This window comes from Streptomyces sp. YKOK-I1 (assembly GCF_054660435.1).
In genome coordinates, this window is the sequence record NZ_BAAGDR010000001.1 from 1262869 (window position 1) to 1281237 (window position 18369).

14 protein-coding genes are annotated in these 18369 nt (G+C 72.9%); 4 read left to right on the top strand and 10 right to left on the bottom strand.

Features of this window, described 5'->3' with window-relative positions:
• Positions 1-10: 10 nt before the first annotated feature.
• Together ACYQ8Q_RS05190 and ACYQ8Q_RS05195 are read left to right on the top strand one after the other, a co-directional pair.
• Positions 11-1219: a cytochrome P450 gene (locus ACYQ8Q_RS05190; RefSeq protein ID WP_460062340.1), complete on the top strand. Its 1209-nt coding sequence runs from the start codon at positions 11-13 to the stop codon at positions 1217-1219.
• A 42-nt stretch (positions 1220-1261) separates the two neighbouring features.
• The gene (locus ACYQ8Q_RS05195; RefSeq protein ID WP_460062342.1) at positions 1262-2476 is read left to right on the top strand and encodes a cytochrome P450; all 1215 of its coding nucleotides are present in this window, start codon (positions 1262-1264) and stop codon (positions 2474-2476) included.
• 100 nt (positions 2477-2576) lie between these two features.
• Here the strand turns inward: ACYQ8Q_RS05195 and ACYQ8Q_RS05200 are convergent, their stop codons facing one another.
• Complete coding sequence (locus ACYQ8Q_RS05200) at positions 2577-4145, bottom strand: ArnT family glycosyltransferase (RefSeq protein ID WP_460062344.1); 1569 nt, start codon at positions 4143-4145, stop codon at positions 2577-2579.
• 395 nt (positions 4146-4540) lie between these two features.
• On the opposite strand from ACYQ8Q_RS05200, the gene ACYQ8Q_RS05205 reads away from it, so the two are divergent.
• Both ACYQ8Q_RS05205 and ACYQ8Q_RS05210 read left to right on the top strand, forming a co-directional pair.
• Positions 4541-5458: an ABC transporter ATP-binding protein gene (locus tag ACYQ8Q_RS05205; protein ID WP_460073177.1), complete on the top strand. Its 918-nt coding sequence runs from the start codon at positions 4541-4543 to the stop codon at positions 5456-5458.
• On the top strand, positions 5455-6639 hold the full coding sequence (locus ACYQ8Q_RS05210) for an ABC transporter permease (RefSeq protein ID WP_460062345.1): 1185 nt from the start codon (positions 5455-5457) through the stop codon (positions 6637-6639). The genes ACYQ8Q_RS05205 and ACYQ8Q_RS05210 overlap by 4 nt, the downstream gene beginning before the upstream one ends.
• Before the next feature lie 83 nt (positions 6640-6722).
• On the opposite strand, the gene ACYQ8Q_RS05215 is transcribed toward ACYQ8Q_RS05210, so the two are convergent.
• The 9 genes from ACYQ8Q_RS05215 to ACYQ8Q_RS05255 all read right to left on the bottom strand — a co-directional run bounded on the left by ACYQ8Q_RS05215 (position 6723) and on the right by ACYQ8Q_RS05255 (position 18279).
• Positions 6723-7376 carry a nitroreductase family protein gene (locus tag ACYQ8Q_RS05215; protein ID WP_460062347.1) on the bottom strand — a complete coding sequence of 218 codons (654 nt, stop codon included), beginning with the start codon at positions 7374-7376 and terminating at the stop codon, positions 6723-6725.
• Positions 7373-8272, bottom strand: coding sequence for a UbiA prenyltransferase family protein (locus tag ACYQ8Q_RS05220; RefSeq protein ID WP_460062349.1), 900 nt, complete (start codon positions 8270-8272; stop codon positions 7373-7375). Before ACYQ8Q_RS05220 ends, ACYQ8Q_RS05215 begins: the two co-directional genes overlap by 4 nt.
• Positions 8273-8352: 80 nt before the next feature.
• A complete protein-coding gene (locus ACYQ8Q_RS05225) occupies positions 8353-9336 on the bottom strand; it encodes a ScbA/BarX family gamma-butyrolactone biosynthesis protein (RefSeq protein WP_460062351.1) in 984 nt (327 codons plus the stop codon).
• Between the two features lie 13 nt (positions 9337-9349).
• Positions 9350-10306: a nucleoside-diphosphate kinase gene (locus ACYQ8Q_RS05230; protein WP_460062353.1), complete on the bottom strand. Its 957-nt coding sequence runs from the start codon at positions 10304-10306 to the stop codon at positions 9350-9352.
• Entirely contained in the window at positions 10303-11391 is a 1089-nt protein-coding gene (locus tag ACYQ8Q_RS05235) for an SDR family oxidoreductase (protein ID WP_460062355.1), read from the bottom strand. The genes ACYQ8Q_RS05230 and ACYQ8Q_RS05235 overlap by 4 nt, the downstream gene beginning before the upstream one ends.
• 29 nt (positions 11392-11420) lie before the next feature.
• The gene (locus ACYQ8Q_RS05240) at positions 11421-13073 is read right to left on the bottom strand and encodes a nucleotidyltransferase domain-containing protein (protein ID WP_460062356.1); all 1653 of its coding nucleotides are present in this window, start codon (positions 13071-13073) and stop codon (positions 11421-11423) included.
• A complete protein-coding gene (locus ACYQ8Q_RS05245; RefSeq protein WP_460062357.1) occupies positions 13070-15838 on the bottom strand; it encodes a phosphoenolpyruvate synthase in 2769 nt (922 codons plus the stop codon). The genes ACYQ8Q_RS05240 and ACYQ8Q_RS05245 overlap by 4 nt, the downstream gene beginning before the upstream one ends.
• Before the next feature lie 117 nt (positions 15839-15955).
• Positions 15956-17164 (bottom strand): cytochrome P450, encoded by a 1209-nt coding sequence (locus ACYQ8Q_RS05250; protein WP_460062359.1) that lies wholly within the window; start codon positions 17162-17164, stop codon positions 15956-15958.
• Between the two features lie 56 nt (positions 17165-17220).
• Complete coding sequence (locus ACYQ8Q_RS05255; protein ID WP_460062360.1) at positions 17221-18279, bottom strand: beta-ketoacyl-ACP synthase III; 1059 nt, start codon at positions 18277-18279, stop codon at positions 17221-17223.
• Between the last annotated feature and the right edge of the window lie 90 nt (positions 18280-18369).

The following is an 18369-nucleotide window of genomic DNA, read 5'->3' on the forward strand; positions in this document are numbered from 1 at the left end:
GGGGTTCCCGATGACAGCCGTGCCCGCTCCTGCCGGCCCCGAGGTGGCCGCGCCGCCCGAGGTCGGTCTCGACGGCGGTGCGACCCTGCTGGCCTGGCTGCGGCGGATGCGCGACGAGCAGCCGGTGTGGCGCGATCCGGAGGGCCGCTACCACGTCTTCCGCCACGAGGACGTCCAGCGGATCACGGCCGATCCCGCGGCCTTCTCCTCGGACACGGTGACCCGGCTGTCCGGCGGTGAGCGCCAACCGCCGGGCGGAACGCTGCTGTTGCTGGACCCGCCGCGGCACGGCAAGCTGCGGCGGCTGGTGAGCAAGGTCTTCACCGCGAAGATGATCAACGAGCTGACCCCGCGCATCACCGAGGTGGCCACCGGGTTGCTCGACGGCCTGGACGGCGGCGACCGCTTCGACCTGATCGAGGCGTTCGCCAACCCGCTGCCGGTCATCGTGATCTCCTCGATGCTCGGGGTCCCGCCGTCCGACCGCCCGCTGTTCCAGGTGTGGGCGGACAACCTGCTCACCGTGGACTGGGAGACGCCCGAGGGCGCCGAGGTCATGGGCAGGACCGTGCAGGAGCTGGACGCCTATCTGCGCCAGCACGTCGCCGAGCGGCGGGCCCGCGAGTACGACGACCTGATGAGCCTGCTGGTCCGCGCCGAGGTCGACGGGGAGAGCCTGAACGACGACGACGTGGTGAGCTTCGCCGCGCTGCTGCTGCTCGCCGGCCATGTCACCACCGCCGTGCTGCTCGGCAACATGCTGCTGACCCTGGATCTGGAAGAGGGTCTGCTCGCCGAGTTGCGCGCCGACCGGTCGAGGATCACACCGTTCACCGAAGAGGTCCTGCGCTGCCGGCCGCCGTTCCTGAAGGTCGAGCGGGTGCCCACGGCTCCGGTGGAGATCGCCGGGGAGAAGGTGCCCGAGAACGCGATGGTGTACCTCTGGCTGCTGTCCGCCAATCGCGACGAGCGGATCTTCCCCGACCCGGACCGGTTCCTGCCCGGCCGGTCCAACGCCAGGCAGCTCGCCTTCGGGCACGGCATCCACTACTGCCTGGGCGCCCCGCTGGCCCGTATGGAGGGGCAGATCGCGCTCAACCTGATGCTCGACCGCTACACCGACATCCGGGTCGACCGTGACGCACCGCTGTCCTACTTCGACAACCGTGTCAACGTCTTCGGTCTTCGGCGGCTGCCCCTCACGGTCCGCCGTGCCTGAGCGGCGCATCCGGGCGGACGGAACCCACCAGACGGAGGACTCATGGCCTACGAGCCGAAACCACCGGTGATACCCACCGATCGCACCTGCCCCTTCGACCCCGATCCGGAGTACCGCCGGCTGCGCGAGGAGGAACCGATCAGCCCGGTCAGGTTCGACATCGCGCCGGGCCGCGACGACGGCTGGCTGGTCACCCGGCACGACCATGTGCGGGCCATCATGACCGACCCCCGGTTCAGTCACCGCGCCGAGCTGCTGGCGCTGGTGGCGTCACCGCCGTTCGAGGTGGAGAAGTACGAGCCGCAGCCGTCGGGGCCGGGTTCGTTCGTCCGGATGGACGCCCCCGACCACACGCACTACCGGCGGCTGCTGACCGGCTTCTTCACGGTCCGCAAGATCCAGGAGTACGAGCCGACGCTGGCCGGCATCATCGACGACGTGCTCGAGGAGATGGCCGGCCTCCAGCCGCCGGTGGACCTGCTGCCGGCGTTCGTGCAGAAGGTCGTGTACCGGTCGGTGCACTCGGTGATGGGTGTGCCGGAGGAGGACATCGCCGAGCTCGACCGGCACTTCTCGGCGATCATGCGGATCGACTACACGCTCGAGGAGTTCATCGAGCACAACACGGCGCTGGATCAGACCCTGGCCCGGGTCGTCAAGGACCTGTTCGCCGAGCCGAACGACAAGCTGCTCGGCAAGCTGGTCAAGACCGGGGAGCTGACCGAGGAGGAGCTGGCGAACATCGCCTGGATCACCATCGGCGGCGCCCTGGACACCACGCCGAACATGCTGGGCCTCGGCACGTTCGCCCTGCTGGAGCATCCGGAGCAGCTGGCGAAGGTCCGCGAGCGGCCCGAGCTGATGGAGCGGGCCGTGGAGGAGCTGCTGCGCTATCTGACGATCTCCCACATGGGCGCGAGCCGGGTGGCGCTGGAGGACGTGGAGATCGGCGGACGGACCGTCGAGGCCGGGCAGACCGTGGTGCTGTCCCTGCCGGCCGCCAACCGGGACCCGGAGCAGTTCGAGGACCCGGAGGTCTTCGACGTCACCCGTCCGTCCCGTCGCCACCTGGCGTTCGGCTTCGGCATCCACCAGTGTCTGGGGCAGCATCTGGCCCGGGCGACCCTGCGCATCGGTTTCCAGAAGCTCTTCGACCGTTTCCCGGACCTCCGGCTGGCGGTCGAGCCGCGGGAGGTCCCGCTGCGGGACAAGGCGATGCACTACGGCGTGTACGCGCTGCCCGTGACCTGGGGGTGAGCGCGCCCCGGACACGGACCGCGGGCCGTCCCGGGAACGGGGCGGCCCGCGGTTCCCGCTGTGGCGCCCGGACGGGCCGCGGGGGCGGCCGGGCAGGCGCTCAGCTCAGGTGGGACATACGGGGCCAGGTGGTGCGCCAGGGCCGGCGCAGTCCCTCGCAGACCCAGATGGGGGTGCCCCAGTTGAGGTTGTGCACCCGGTCGGCGTTGGTGACCGTGCCGCGCCTGCGCACGCTGGTGAAGAACCGCCGCAGGGAGCGGGCGTCCCCGCCGACGAAGACCACGGTCGCGGTGTCGTCGGCCGGGCGGCGCAGGTACCAGTAGCCGCGGTGGCCGCTGTAGGGCCGCGGCAGGCCGAGCGCGGGGCCGTACCGGTCGAGGGCGCCGGCCTGGTCGTACCGGTCGGTGACCAGCAGGGCCCGGCGGCGCCGGTCGGCGGGCAGGCCGCGGTGGACGCGGGCCACGGCGGCGGCCAGGTCGGGCCAGCCGACGCTCTCCATCGCCAGCCGGTCGGCGGAGGAGCGGGTGAGCCGCTGGACCGGGTAGACCGGCAGTACCTGGACCACCAGGACCGCCGAGACCAGGTAGACCACGGCCGTCGACCAGACGCGCGGGCGGGTGGCGCGCAGGCGCTGCAGTGCCGTGGCGCCCGCCGCCCACAGCACGGCGAACAGTCCGGCGACGTAGTAGGGCCGTCCCTGGACGACGAGGTAGCAGGCGCACAGCCCGGCGAAGGTCAGCCCGAGGAACCGGTAGGGGCGCGCCCGGCGGGCGATCAGCAGCCAGGCCAGGCCGCAGCACAGGAGGAGGGCGCCGGCCAGTCCGGCGGCCGAGAGGACGGTGGGCAGGAACACGGCCCGGCCGCCCTCCTCGGCGGCGACCTCCCGGGCGATGACGCCGGTCATGGCCAGTTGGGGCCAGCCGGCGCGGGCCTGCCACAGCAGGCCGGGCACCGCGGTGAGCAGGGCTCCCGCCGCCGAGACCCACAGCAGCGGGCGGCGCAGCAGCTCCCGGGGGCCGACGAGGAGCAGCGCCACCAGCAGCACGGCCCAGAGACCGACGCTGAGGAACTTGACCTGGAGGGAGACGGCGGCGGTCAGGCCGAGCAGGGGCAGCAGCCGGTCGCGCCGGGTGCGGACCCAGCGCACCAGCAGCCAGACGCCGACCGTCGTCAGGAAGATGTCCAGGGTGGCGGTGATGAGCAGATGGCCCATCTGGAGCATGACCGGTGAGACGGCGTACGCACCGGCGGTGGCGAGCTGGGCGGCCCGTCTGCCGCCCAGCTCACGGGCGGTCAGGGCGGCGGTCAGCACCCCGAGCGCGGTGAGGGCCACGGCCGGTGCGCGCAGCACCACCAGTGAGCCGGGCGCCAGGGCGTCGAGGGCGTGGGTCAGCAGGGGCAGCAGCGGGGGCTGGTCGGCGTAGCCCCACGCGGGGCTGCGGCCGGCGGCGAGGAAGTACAGCTCGTCGCTGAAGTAGCCGAAGCGGTCGGCGGTGAGCAGCAGCAGGGCCGCGGTGACGCAGGCGACGGCGCACACCGGCAGCAGGGCCAGGGGTGGGAGCGAGGCCGCCGGCGGGGCGGCGGCGGGGGTGCGGGCACGGGGGGTGGCCCCGGGAGGTCGGTACCCGCCGCGGTGGTGGGTGTCCTCGTCCCGGGCTGTGGGGGGCATCGTCGCTTCCTCGTTCCTGTCGGGTTCGCGATGGGAGCACCGCGCGGGCTTGCGCTGCGAACCTACGGTCGGGGACCGATGCCGGAACGGCGTGTTCCCTTTTCCGGGGCCGGGAGTAGGGGCGATTCCCTAGTCTTCGGCGCCCTTGGTGGCCGTGGCTGTCGCGGCTGTGCTGGTGTGGGGTTTCCGGACCGCCCGGGGGCCCACGCGCCCCGTGGCGGTTCGGCCCCCTTCCCGGCCGACCTGCGGTGGACGCGTTCCCAGCGCCCTGTCACTCCCACGGCCCGGCCTCGATCCCTCAACCGATCACGGAGAGACGACAGTCGAGTGATGGACCTTCAGTTCATGTGCGGCGGGGCCGGTTCACGGCCCCGCACGGTCAGGGCGTGCGCGTCATGACGGCGGCGATCGTCGCGGACGGCGTCCGCAAGCGGTACGGGGACATCCAGGCCGTCGACGGAGTCTCGCTGCACATCGAGGCGGGCGAGTTCTACGGCATCCTGGGTCCCAACGGCGCGGGCAAGACGACCACTCTGGAGATTCTGGAGGGCGTCCGCGAGCCCGACGAGGGCCGGATCGAGCTGTTCGGCGAGAGCCCGTGGCCGCGCAATCCCAAACTGCTGAAACGGATCGGCGTGCAGTTCCAGGCGTCGTCGTTCTTCGACAAACTCACCACGCGCGAGACGATCTGCCTGTTCGCCTCCTTCTACCGGGTCGGCGTCCGGCAGGCCGACGCGATGCTGGAGCGGGTCGGCCTCACCGAGTTCGGCGCCGTACCGGCCGACAAGCTCTCCGGCGGGCAGGCGCAGCGGCTGTCGATCGCCTGCGGTCTGGTGCACGACCCGGAGATCGTCTTCCTGGACGAGCCCACGGCGGGTCTTGATCCGCAGGCCCGCCGCAATCTCTGGGATCTGCTGCGGGACGTCAACGACGAGGGCCGCACCCTGGTCCTCACCACGCACTACCTGGACGAGGCCGAGATGCTCTGCGACCGGGTGTCGGTGATGGAGAAGGGCCGGGTGCTCAAGACGGGCGCGCCGGCGGCCCTGGTCCGGGAGCTCGACGACATGGTGCGGGTCAGTGTGGAGTCGGGGCTGGTCAAGGCGGACGCGCTCCGCGGCCGGCTGGCGTCGGCCGGGGTGGAGAACGCGGTGGTGGAGGACGACGGGATCACGCTGTCGATCGCCACCCACTCCCCGGGGCCGGTGCTGTCGATCCTGGCGGACCACCGGGCGCTGCGCAGCCTTCAGGTGCGCGGCGCCACGCTGGAGGACGTGTTCCTCCAGCTGACCGGACGGGAGTACCGCGCGTGAGCATCGACGAGACGTCCTCCCGTTCCGCCGGGACGGCCGCGAAGGCCTCGGCGGAGCCGGAGAAGGCGACGGTCACGGCCGGTCCGGGGCGCGAGGGCCCCGTCAAGGACAGGCGGCTGAACCCGGTCCGCGAGCTGGCGCGGGCGATGATCCTGAGCGTCCTGCGGGACAAGGGCACGATCTTCTTCCTGATGATCTTCCCCATCCTGTTCCTGATGTTGTTCGGCACGCTGTTCAAGAGCGACGGGACCTCGCACATCAAGGTGGCGCAGGTCGGCGAGGTGCAGGTGCTCGACTCCCTCACCGGGGCACAGCGCGACCAGCTCTCCAAGGCCGCCACGATCACCAAGGTGACGAGCGAGTCGGCCGCGCTGGCGAAGGTGCGCGAGGGGGACTACGACGCGCTGGTCGAGCAGGACGGGGACACCGTCGTGCTGCGCTACAGCGTCTCCGACTCGGTCAAGGGGGCCTCGGCCCGTGCGACGCTGAACGCGGTGCTGGAGCAGGCCAACCTGGCCGCCACCGGCATGCCCGCCAAGTACACGCTGAAGGCCAGTCAGGTCGAGGACGAGTCGGTCAAGCCCATCCAGTATCTGACCCCCGGTCTGCTGGGCTTCGCCATCGCCACCAGCTCGGTGTTCAGCACCGCCCTGACACTGGTGACGCTGCGGCGCAAGAAGATCCTCCAGCGGATGCAGCTGTCGCCCATCCGGCCCTGGGAGGTGGTGGCCGCCCGTATCTCCATGACCATGCTGATGGCGTTGACGCAGACGGCCCTGTTCCTGGCGGTGGCGACCCTGCCGTACTTCGGTCTGCGGCTCACCGGGAACTGGTGGCTGGTGGTGCCGCTCGTGGTGTGCGGGACACTGGCCCTGATGTCGCTGGGTCTGCTCATCGGCTCGCTCACGAAGACGGAGGAGTCCGCGGGCGGTCTGGCCCAGCTGCTGGTGCTGCCGATGTCCCTGCTGTCGGGGTCGTTCTTCTCGCTGGACAGCGCCCCGGAGTGGGTCAGGGCGGTCTCGTACGTCATGCCGCTGCACTACCTGGTGGAGGGCGGCGAGTCGGTGCTCAGCCGGGGCGGCGGTGTCCTGGACGTCCTGCCCACGATGGGCGGCATGCTGGCCTTCGCCGCCGTGGTGACGGGGTTGACGCTGCGGTTCTTCAAGTGGAACGAAGGATGAGCCGGCGCTGACGGACGACGTCCGGGGCCCTCCGCCGCATCTCGGCGGAGGGCCCCGGACACGTTTTCAACCCCCAGGGGGCGTCAGGCGCGGTCGCCGCCCTGCCAGCCGTCGTGGTGCAGGACCTCGTCGAGGGGCCGCCGCGGCCCCGGGCGGAAGGCGGTGCGCAGCGGATACGCCGTCGGCAGCAGCGCGCCCTGGCGGACGGTGGGCGGCAGGCCCAGCAGCTCGGCCATCTCCCGCTCGCGGTCGAGATGGACGGCAGTCCAGGCGGTGACCAGGCCCCGGCTGCGGGCGGCCAGCGCATAGCTCCAGGCAGCGGGCAGCAGTGATCCCCAGACACCGGCCTGGTTGCCCTCCGGCAGCCGGCCGTCGGGCAGTTCGAGGCACGGGACGACGAGCACGGGCACCCGGTGCAGCCGCTCGGCCAGCACCCGGGCGCCGCTGAGCACGGAGCGGGTTCCCGCGGGCTGCTCGTCCAGCCGTCGCAGGGCGGCGCCATTGCGGTCGTGGAAGGCGGCCCGGTACACCTCGGCGACGCGGGCGCGGATCCGTGGATCGGTGAGCAGCAGCCAGTGCCATCGCTGGCGGTTGTTGCCGTTGGGGGCCTGCAACGCGATGCGCAGGCAGTCCTTGACCAGCTCCGGGTCCACGGGGCGCTCCAGGTCGAGGCCTCGCCGCACGGAGCGGGTCGTGGTCAGCAGCTCCTCGCCCGACAGGGAAGGCGGAGTGGTCACGGCAGCAGCACCGCCCGGACGGCCAGGGCGAGGTAGGTGGTCACGACGAACCCCATCGCGGTGAGCAGGGGCCAGCCTCCTCGGCGCGCGGTCAGGAACCGCCGGGCGCCCCAGGCCGGCAGAACCACCGTCAGACAGGGAAGCAGCCCGAGGACGCCGTCGGGCGCGAACAGGACGACCTGGCAGCCGACCGCCCCGGCCGCGAACGCGGTGGTGACGGCGGCGCTGCCCCTTGGGCCGAGGTCGGCCGAGTACAGGCGGGCGCCCGGCTCCGCCTCCCAGGCGGTCTTGCGGGCGAACTCGAAGTGCAGGAAGACACCTGCGCACAGGGCGAGCAGCAGTGCTCCGCGCCGGTCGGCGGTGACGGTCCCGGCGGCGGCCAGCGATCCGTACACATAGACGCCGAGCAGCACCTGCACCGGGTAGGTGACCGCGAGGTTGAGCAGTTGCCGGTCGCGGACGGCCGCCGAGAGGTGTTCCAGGACGGCGAGGAACACGCCGTAGCCGAGGGCTGCCAGGATCAGCAGGACGGCCGTGGCGGACAGCGCCGCGTTCAGGCCGGCCACCACGGCGGTGAGGGCGGCCATCGCGCCGCGCAGTTCGGCGACGGTGATCGCGCCGGTGACCAGGGGCCGGTCCGGGTGGTGCACCCGGTCGTACGCGAGGTCCTTCTGCTCGTCCAGCATCCTCAGGAACAGCAGCGCGAGGACGACGCTGAGGACCCGCACCCAGGTGGCGCCGGTCGGCCGCCATGCGGTGCCGGTGAGGGCCACCGCGGAGCCCTCCAGGGCCAGGACCCACAGCAGGCCGTAGGTGGCGTAGACGTGGGGCCGGAACATGCGCAGCACGAACCGGCCCAGCCGGCCGGGGATGCGGGGCACGGCGACGGTGCTCACTGAGGGGTGTCCCCTGTCTCGGGTGCGGGTTCTGATGGGGTGCGTCATCGGGCGGTTCAGCGGTTCAGCGGTTCAGCGGTTCAGCGGTGCGCGTGGGACGGCGGGCCCGCGAGCGCGCCGGCCAGGCCGACCGTGGTCCGCTCGGCGAACCCGACACGGGCCTCGGCGACCAGGGCTCCGGGCTGGTGCAGGGTGCACTCGATGTCGGCGCCGGGCACCACGGGAGCGGTCCGGCACTGAAGGGGCAGGTCCATCTCGGCGAAGCAGCGGAACCGGGCCCGCAGGCGGACCGGCAGCGCCATGGGCGCGCGCACCGCGCCCTCGTCCACGGCGGCGATCAGGGCCAGTTGCCGGAAGGCCTCCAGTTCCAGCATGCCGGGAACGTGGTCGACCCAGTGGTCGTAGAGGGTGGGGTGCGTGGTCTCGGCGACCAGCCGGGCGGTGCGGACGCCGTCGGGCGAGGTGTGCGGTGGTGTGATCACCGCGTTGGCCCGGTCGCGCCGGCCGACCCGGCCGGGGTCGACGGGCTGTCCGGGCAGCGCGACGGGCGGATCGCACAGGCCGAGGTCCCGGCGCTGCCCGGCCCGCAGCCGGGTCCACTCCTGCGGTGGCATCCACGAGTAGTCGATGCGGGCCAGCAGGGCCTTGCGTGCGCCGATGGCCGCGGTGAAGCGCAGCCGCAGGCCCGTCACGCCGGTCCGGTTGCGGATCCGGTGCTCGACACGGACGCCGATGACCACTTCGGCGGGGGTGTCCCCGCAGACCAGGGCGTCCGGATCGGGCACCTCGTACTCGACCGTCCGTAACAGGAACTTGTGGCCCAGGGGTACGTCGAGGTAGCGGTGGGCGACCACGAAGATGCCCTGGCGGCAGGCCTCCAGCAGCAGCAGGGGGTCGTGGTGGCTGCGGAGGGCGAGCGCGTCGCCGTAGAAGGGGTGGCGGCGGGGAAGCTGCGCGGCCAGCCGCACCTCGTCCTCGCTGAGGCGCTCCGCGTCGGTCAGGAAGACCTCCGCGATCGCTGCCCGGTGCACCAGCTCCTTCGGGAGTGTCCGGGCGAACTGCATGGCTGCTCCTCGTTCAGATCAGGGCGCCCCGGACGGTGTCCAGGTGGTGACGCCACTCGTCGGCGCCGGCCCCGTCGAGCACCGGGGCGCGACCGGGCTGGCGCATCGGGAGCACCGCGGATCCGACGATGACCGCGTCCCAGGGGTCGATGTCGATGCCGTGCTCCCAGGCGTGTTCCAGGAGGTGACGCGGGGTGGCGTCGGGGTCGAGGCCGGGCCGGCCGGAGAGCGCGGCGCGCAGTCGTTCGGCGGCGGGCTCGAAGTCGAGGTCGCGGGGCTTGGTGGCGGCGTACAGCCGGTCGGCCAGGTCGCGGGCGTGCCCGGCGCGGTCCTCGTCGGCCAGCGCGGAGCGGAAGAGCCGGTCGCGCTCCGCGTGGTCGAAGTGCACGGCCAGCTCGCGCAGCACGTCGGCGGGTTCGTCGGGGGTGTGCACGAGGTTGAGCAGGTAGCTGTAGCGGCCGAGCAGGTGGCGGAGCTGGCCGGGCACCCGGGCTTCGGGGTCGGTGGGGCCCTTCAGCCCGGTGAGGTGGACCGAGGCCGGGATGTCGCTGTCGCGGCCGGGGCGGACGAGCAGGACGAGGGCGTCCGCGTCCTCCAGGAAGAGCGCGGCCAGGCGCCTGCGGTGGGGGGTGGCGAGGTTCCACTGGAAGTACCACAGGGAGCGGATCATGGTCCGGGTCAGCCGGGTGGTCGCCGCGCCCACGATCCGGTAGTCCTGCTCGGCCAGCCACTCCAGGGCCGCGTCCAGCCTCCGGGCCACCACGGCGTCGGGTTTCAGCAGCAGTGCGGCGTGGCGGTGGGCGAAGCCGGTGACGTCGTCGGTGAGGGCGGCGAGCTGTTCGTGGCTCTCCTGGTAGTAGGTGTCCGCGCCGTACAGCCGCTGTTTCTCGGGGTGGCAGGTGAGCAGCGGTGAGACCGGGATGCCGTGGACCGGCTCGGGGTGGGCGGTGTGGTCGGTGTGGGTCGTCACGGGGTGCTCCCGTCCGTCGGGTTCGCGGCCGGCTCGCGGGGCGGAGGCGCGCCAAGGTAGCCGACCTTGAGGCAGTGGTCGAGGAGGCGGCGCAGGTAGGGGCGTCCGCTCAGGGGCACCCGGCGGCCGCTGAAGGCGGCGGCTCGGCTGTCGTCGAAGCGGATGCGCCGCTGGAGGTAGGTGTCGTAGAGGGAGACGACTCGGTCGTAGTAGGGGCGTTCGCGGTCGGGCAGGGCCGACGCGGAGAACGTGGTCGGCGGGACGAACCGCGTCACCTGGAAGGACGGGTACTCGGCGAGGACGTCGGAGAAGTCGCGCAGGGTCAGCAGGTGGCCGACCGCGTGCAGGGTGAGGCCTTCGGCGTCCTCGAAGCGGGTGGTGACCTCAGTGACCAGGTCGGCGACGTGGTCGACCGGCACCAGGTCCAGCGCGGCGTCGTAGTGGCCGGGCATGGTGCGCACCAGCCCCCGGGTCATGATCTTGAGTATGGGATAGACGGTCTTGAAGTCGCGGCAACGGCCCGTGCGGGAGGCCCCGGTGACGATGCTGGGACGGACCACGGCCACCGGCAGGCCGTCCGCGGCGGCCTTGCGGACCATGGTCTCCGCGGCCAGTTTGCTCTTCTCGTAGACGTTGCCGAACCGCTGTCCGACGTCGAGTTCGTCCTCCAGGGCCACGCCGTCGCGGACCCCGCACACATAGGCCGTGCTGACCTGCACCAGTGGGGTGCGGTGGGCCAGGGCGAGGTCCAGGACGTGCCGTGTGCCGTTGACGTTGATGCTCTCGTACCGCTCGTCGGGCAGTCCGAAGTCGGTGACGGCGGCGCAGTGCACGATCCGGTCGGCGGTCGCGGCGAGCCTGCGGTCGTCCTCGTTCAGCCCGAGGCCGGGACGGGTGACGTCACCGGTGATGGGGGTGAGGGTGCCGGGCCCGGGGGCGAGTTTCCTGCCGTCGTTGCGGAGGATGTCGCCGTTGCGGTGCATCAGGGTGAGTACGGTGTGGCCCGCGCCGGTGAGCCGGGCGGCCACCTCCGCGCCCACGAAGCCGCTCGCGCCGGTGACCAGCACCGTCATCGTGTCAGCCATCGGTCATTCCTCCGTGAGGGGGCGGGGGATCAGGCGGCCTGGTGGGGCTGGGCACCGTTGCTGGCGACCAGGTCGCGGGCTTCCTCGAGGGGGAGTTCCGCGTCGAGGTGGGCGCCGATGCGCACCCAGTCGTAGCTGAGCTCCAGCGTGGCCCGCCAGGTGTCCGCCGAGTCGAAGGAGAGGGGGAAGGCGTCGGCGCCCGCGGTGCCGCGCACCTGGGCGATGTAGTCGCGCAGATCGGCGAGGAGGTCGTCACCGTGCTCCACCGAGGCGACGGTGCGGCGCAGCAGTTCCTCGGCGCGCGTCCGGATCGCGAGGGTGGCGGGCGGCAGCAGGTCGATACGGCGGACCAGATCGGTGTCGGCGGGCAGCGGGTTGACGCCGTACGCGCTGAACAGGCCGCGCAGCGCGGCGTGCACGGCGCGGCGCGCGGTGAGTTCGGCGACCCGCCACTGACCTCGCTGGAGCGCGCCGGTCAGGTCCTCGACGGCGTTCTCGACGACGACGTTGGACCACACCAGGGCCATGGTGGCGGCGGCGAACCGTTCGGCGGGCAGCGGCACCAGGTCGACGGCCCCGGGGCCGCTGACGGCCGCGCCCCGCACCGACAGCAGGGGCCGTGCGGTGGACGGCGGCGGGGTGACGGGGCCGGGCGGCGCGGCGAGCGGCAGCGCCGGGGTGACGGTGCCGCCGCCCTTCCAGGCCAGCCGGATCAGTCCGTAGCGCACGAACGTGGCCAGGAGCCTGCCCGGTTCGGCGACACCGGTGTCCGAGGCGGCGGCCAGCACCTGGGGCAGCGGCCGGCCCAGGACCAGGGAGCGCCAGACCGCTCCGGCGTGCTCGCCGAGGGCGAACACCTCGCGCCGCGCGCGGACGACGTGCACGCGCGCGTCGGTCTGCCAGGTGGTCACTCCGGCCACGCGTTCCACGGTGAGCCGCTCGGGACGCGCGCAGACACCGGTGAGGCCGAGTTCCCCGGCGAAGGCGAGGCAGGCGGTCAGGCAGGCGCGGGCGGCGTCGGCGTCGCCGGGTGCGGGGACGGTGGTCTCCAGCTCCCAGTACCTGTCGCGTACGGAGGGTTGGTCGGCTCGGTCGAGCTGCATGGACAGCCACTTGGGTTCGAGGTAGGTCTCGCCCTGTCCGGCCGCCCAGAACTTGATCGTCTGGACGAGTCCGGCGCGGGTCCAGTCGACCGCCTCGTCCGGCTCGCCGAGGCAGAGCAGCGCCGTCGCGTGCCGCAGGGACTGCCGGGCCCGGTGCGCCCACCAGTCGGCGGCGATCCGGGCGAACCGCTCCCTCGGCATCAGGGCCTTGACCCGGTCGACCAGGGCGTGCCCGCGCAGCGGGTGGCTGTTCAGCAGCCGCTGGCACCGGTTGAGCAGATCCTCGGAGAGCCGGCCGGGGCGGCCGGCGCCCTTCTCCAGGGCGCGGAACTGGTCGGTGAGCTGGCGCACCGACCGGGTGCGGATCTCCACCCTGCGGCCGTCGACGAAGAGCAGCGACGGCATGGTGGGCAGGTCGTCCTCGGACGGGGCGATGAGCAGGAAGTCGATGTCGGAGGAGGGGTTGCCGAAGCCCTCCGCGATGGAGCCCTCGAGCACCACGGCCCAGTCTGCGCCCGGGGGGAGTTCGGCGAGCGACTTGTCGAGCAGGTCCTGCAGTTGGTCCTCGGTGAGGATCACGGATGTGTCTCCGTCCTGGGAGTGTCCGGGTTCTCGGCGAACGCGCCGCCGTCGGGCGGGTCGGCGAGTACGGTGACCGTGCCGGCGGCGCCGTCGACGCGCAGGAGGGTGCCGGTGCGGATCTCGGTGGTGACGTTCCTGACCTGCACCACCGTCGGGATGCCCAACTCCCGGGCGACGACGGCGACATGGGTCAGCGGGCTGCCGCGTTCGATGACCAGCGCGGCGGCCGAGGGCAGGGCGGCCACCCAGCCGGGGTCGGTGCGGTAGGTGAGCAGGATGCCGCCGCCGATGTCGCGGGGCGTGTCGGTGACCACCGCGGGTCCTTCGACGACTCCGGGGCAGCAGGGGGTGCCGCGCAGTTCGCGGGCGCCGCTGCGGGCGGCGGGCCCGCTGCTCCAGCCGGCCCGTTCCAGGTTGCCCGACCAGTAGGGGGCGCCCCGGGTGGTGAAGCGGGCCGGGGCGTGCAGGGCCGCGTCCGCCGCGAGCCGGGTGCGCCGCAGGGCGGCCAGGTCCTTCAGCTCGGTGTGGGCGATCATGCCCTCGTAGGCGCCCCGGACCTCCTCCAGGCGCAGCATGAACACGTCGTCCCAGGACGTGAGCGCGCCGGCGCGGGCGAGGTCGCGGCCCAGGGCGCGCAGCATGCGTTTGGCGGCGCCGAAGGCGCGGGTGCGGCAGAACCGGAGCCGTTCGCGGTCGGTGAGGGCGGCGCGGGCCTTGCGCCGTACCCGCTCGTACACCCAGCGGCGGGGGCCGCGCAGCTGCCGGTCGAGGTAGGCGTCGGCCTCGCCCAGGTGCTCGCCCGCGCCGCCGCCCCGGTTCTCCGGCAGGGCGTCGCGCAGCAGGGTGAACAGCCCGGCGGGGTTCTCGTACAGGTCGGGGACCTCGAGCTTGAGTTCGTCGGGGCTGCGGTAGCCGTAGGAGGCGACGTAGGCGTCGACGGCGGCGACGATGCCGGTGTGTCCGGCCTCGACCAGCGCCTGGTAGGCGTCGGTGTCGGGGGTGTGCTCCAGCAGGTGCCGCGCCGCGTCGTCGGCACGCACCGTCGTGGCCAGTTCGGCGAGCGCCCAGGCCGGTTCGGCGGACTCGACGTCGCCGCCGGGAGCGGCCGCGGCCCAGGTGAACCACTCGGGGGCGTCGGGCAGCCAGCGGCGGGTGAGCAGGGCCAGCAGGCCGACCGAGAGCAGGATCGTGGCGTCCAGGGCCTGCAAGGGGCCCCATTTCTCGATGAGTTCCTTCTGCAGCCGGCGGAAGCGGCGGTAGGTCTCGTCCCCGGGCAGCGCGTCGTAGTCGACGTTGTTGAAGACCTCGTACGCCCGGTAGAAGTCGCGGTGGAAGGTCTCCACCGACTTGCCGATGGTCAGGAAGCGCCGGGCGAAGACGGCCGTTCGGGCCAGGTGGGAGAGGCGGCCGCGCAGCCCGGGCCGGGGGGTGAAGGGGTGCAGCCGGTCGGCGGTCTCGTCGGAGATGCTCTCCGCGACGCCCAGCGATTTCTCCAGGACCCGGCGGTTGAGCGGATACAGCGGTGCCAGGCGCACCATCCGGTACCAGTGGTACAGGTTGTAGTAGACGCGTCCGTGGACATAGCCGAGCAGGTGCGGGGTCCACTCCTGGACCTCGCGGAGCCGGTCGCCCCGGACGCCCAGCGCGCGGGCGTAGCTGTCGTACACCTTGGCGTAGGTGTCGGCGGCGAAGCTGTAGGTGAGCGGGGAGACGACGCCGCTGAAGCTTTCGATGATGTTGGAGTTGTCCCAGATCCGCAGCTCCCCCTCGGGTTCCGGCTCGGTGCCGGGACGGGGGCCGAGGGTGGTGACGGGGCGGCTCTGCAGGAGCCACAGGGTGCCGTCGGCGATGGCCCATTCGATGTCCTGCGGGGCGCCGTAGTGTGCGGTGGCGCGCACCCCGGCGGCGTGCAGCAGGGCCAGGTCGTCGGCGGTCAGGGCGGGCGCCTCGCGGTCCGCGTCGGTGACCGGCGACACGGTGCAACCCGCTCCGGTGCCGGCGTCGTAGCGTTCCTGCTTGTCGCCGATGACCGTGCTGAGCGGTTCGCCCGTGGTGGCGTCGAGGACGACGGTGTCGGCGTCGACCGCGCCGGAGACCAGCCCCTCGCCCAGCCCGTGGACGGCGCTGACCACGTGGCGGTCCGTGCGGCCTGCGGTCGGGTCGGCGGTGAACAGCACGCCGCTGCGCTCCGCGGGCACCATGCGCTGGACGACGACGGCGACGCCGCCGGTGCCGGGTGGCAGTCCGCGCTGCGCGCGGTAGCGCAGGGACCGTTCGGAGAATCCGGAGGCCCAGCACCGGCGGACATGGGCGGTGACCTGGTCGAGGCCGCTGACGTTGAGGAAGCTGTCGAACTGGCCGGCGAAGGAGTGCTCGGTGCCGTCCTCCTCCTGTCCGGACGAGCGCACGGCCACCAGGTGGCCGCCGGCCTGCCGGTAGGCCAGGGCGACGGCCGAGGCGGTGTGCGGGTCGAGGGGGGTCTCCTCGATCAGGGCGGCGATCCCGGCGGCGACCTGATCGGCCGTGGTGTCCCAGCCGTCGGCGAGCAGCCGGGACAGACGCTCCTCCAGTCCGCTTCTGCGGGAGAAGCCGGCGAAGACGTCCAGGCCGATCACCGACCAGTCCGGCACCTGGAAGCCGGCCGCGGTGAGCGTGTGCAGGTTTCTGCCCTTTCCACCGGCGTACCGGGTGATCAGGGACTCCTCGCTGGAGGGCGACAGAACGCCGAGGGACTGGTGTTCGGATTCCGTGGTGAGCGACAACGTGCTTCCTCCGCATGGCTCGCGCTGGACCTCACCGGAAGTCTCACGGCGGGACCGGGCGAGACCTTTCGAGTCGGGCGCCGCAGCGACTTCGCCGGAAAACGCCGGTCGTTCGGTTCAGGTCAGGACGACCGGCAGGCTGTGGTGGCCGCGCAGGACGAGCCGGTCACGGCGGACCGGCCCGTCCCCGGGGGCCGGGCGCAGGGCGGGGAACCGCGCGAGCAGCCGGCCGAAGGCGGTGACCGCCTCCAGCCGGGCCAGCATGGCGCCGAGACAGTGGTGCGCTCCCCCGCCGAAGCTGAGCGGCTGGACGTCCTTGCGACGGGGTTCGAAGCGGTCCGGGTCCTCGTAGCGGGCCGGATCGCGGTGGGCGGCGCCCAGCAGCAGCACCACATGGCTGCCGGCGGGCACCGGTACGCCCGCGATCGAGACCCCGTCGGTCAGCACGGCCCGGTTGCTCAGCTGCACGGGTGAGTCGTACCGCAGCGCCTCTTCGACGAACTGCTCCACCGCGAGGGTTCCGTCCCGCAGGTCGGCCGCCGTCGCGGGATGGTCGAACAGAAGCTGCAGGCCGTTGCCGAGGAGGTAGGTGGTGGTCTCGAAACCGGCCAGCAGCAGGCTGGCGAGGTTGGCGACGAGTTCCTCGTCGTCCCGCAGGGTCCCCTCGTCGCGTGCCCGCACCATGGCGGTGACCAGGTCGTCACGCGGGTCGGCCCGTCGTGCCCCGGCCAGCTCGGTGAAGTACCGGCCGACCTCGACCGCCGCCCGGTCGGCGGCCTCGAGGCCAAAGGGGTCGGCGAGCAGTTCCAGCGTGGCCATCAGATCGGCGGCGTAGCCCCGGAAGCGGAGCCGGTCCTCGACGGGGACCCCGAGCAGGTCGCAGATGACATGGGCGGGCAGCGGGAACGCGAAGGCGTCCATGAAGTCCACCGGGGAGGAACCGGCCTCGGCGAGGGTGTCGAGCAGGGCGTCGGTGACACCGGCGATCCCGGCTTCCAGGGCCGCCACCCGTCGGGCGGTGAACACCTGGGACATCGCCGAACGCAGCCGCCCGTGGTGGGGCGGGTTCGCGACCAGGAGGGACCGGCTCAGCAGGGCCAGCGACGGGTGTACGGCCGGGTCGGCGCCCCAGGTCACCAGGTTGATGTCGGCTCCCAGGCCGGGACTGCGCAGCGCCTGCCGGCAGGCGTCGTAGCCGCTGACCAGCAGCAGACCGTCCCCGGCCGGAACGGCGGGTCCCAGTTCGAGGGCGCGCCGGTACAGCGGGTAGGGATCGGCTCGTCCCTCGGGCGTCAGCAACTGGGCGACGATCGACTGCGCGTCCAACGGTCCTCCTGGTGGCCTGGTTCCGGGGCTTCGGGCGTCGCTCGGCGGCCCTGCGGTCAGGGCGTGCCGGCCTCGGTCCCGGCGGAGGCGGCCGCGGGTTCCGGCGACGCCGTCGGGGGCGGGGCCAGGTGGGGCCAGACCAGGGCCATCGACCCCCAGGTGAGGCCGCCGCCGAAACCGGCCAGCACCACCCTGTGCCCGGGGCGCAGCTCCCCGGAGACGACCCCGTCGGCCAGGGCCAGGGGAATCGAGGCGGCGACCGTGTTGCCGCGCGTCTCGATGTTGGAGAGGAACCGCTCCGGAGGCAGGACGAGTCGCCGGGCGACCGCTTCCAGGATCCGGGCGTTGGCCTGGTGCAGCACGAAGGCGTCGATCTCCGCCGGGTCCCATCCGGTCCGCCGGGCGGTCTCCTTCACCGACTCCGCCATCCGCCGCACCGCCTGCGCGTAGACGGCCTGCCCCTGCATGGTGAAGTAGGTGTCCTCGGTCTTGGCCGGCAGCCCCGTGGAGCGCTGCCGCGACCCGCCGGCCGGCACCTCGATCAGATCGCTGAGGCTGCCGTCACTGCCGAGGTTCAGCCCGGTGAGCGCCCCGGGTTCGGTGGGCGACCCGGCGCGCAGCACCACCGCGCCGCCGCCGTCCCCGAAGATCACCCGGGTCGCGCGGTCGTCCGGGGCGAGGAGCGTGGAGAACGCGTCCGCGCCCACCACCAGCACGGTCTCGGCGGCGCCGAGGGCGACCATGCCGGCGCCCGTCGCGAGGGCGTACACGAAACCGGTGCACACCGCCGCCACGTCGAACGCCGGGACCGGCCCGAGTCCGAGCCGGGTGGCCACCTCGGGCGCGGTCGCGGGGCAGTGCCGGTCCGGGGAGCTGGTGGCGAGGACGACCGCGTCCACGCCCTCCAGCCCGGCGGAGGCCAGCGCCCGCCGCCCGGCCTCCACGGCCAGGTCGCCGGTGGACTGCCCCGGTGAGACCCAGCGGCGCTCCCGGATGCCGGTACGGCGGCGGATCCACTCGTCGCTGGTGTCGAGGACCTCCGCCAGTTGGTCGTTGCTGACGACGGTCGGAGGTACCCAGCCGCCGAGTCCGGCGAGGACTGCCGCTCGTTCCATGGCCTCCAGCTCCTTTCACAGCCCGATGGCCGCCCCGGGACCGAAGGGCGGCCCCGGGGCAACGATTCACCGAACACCACCTGCCATGGG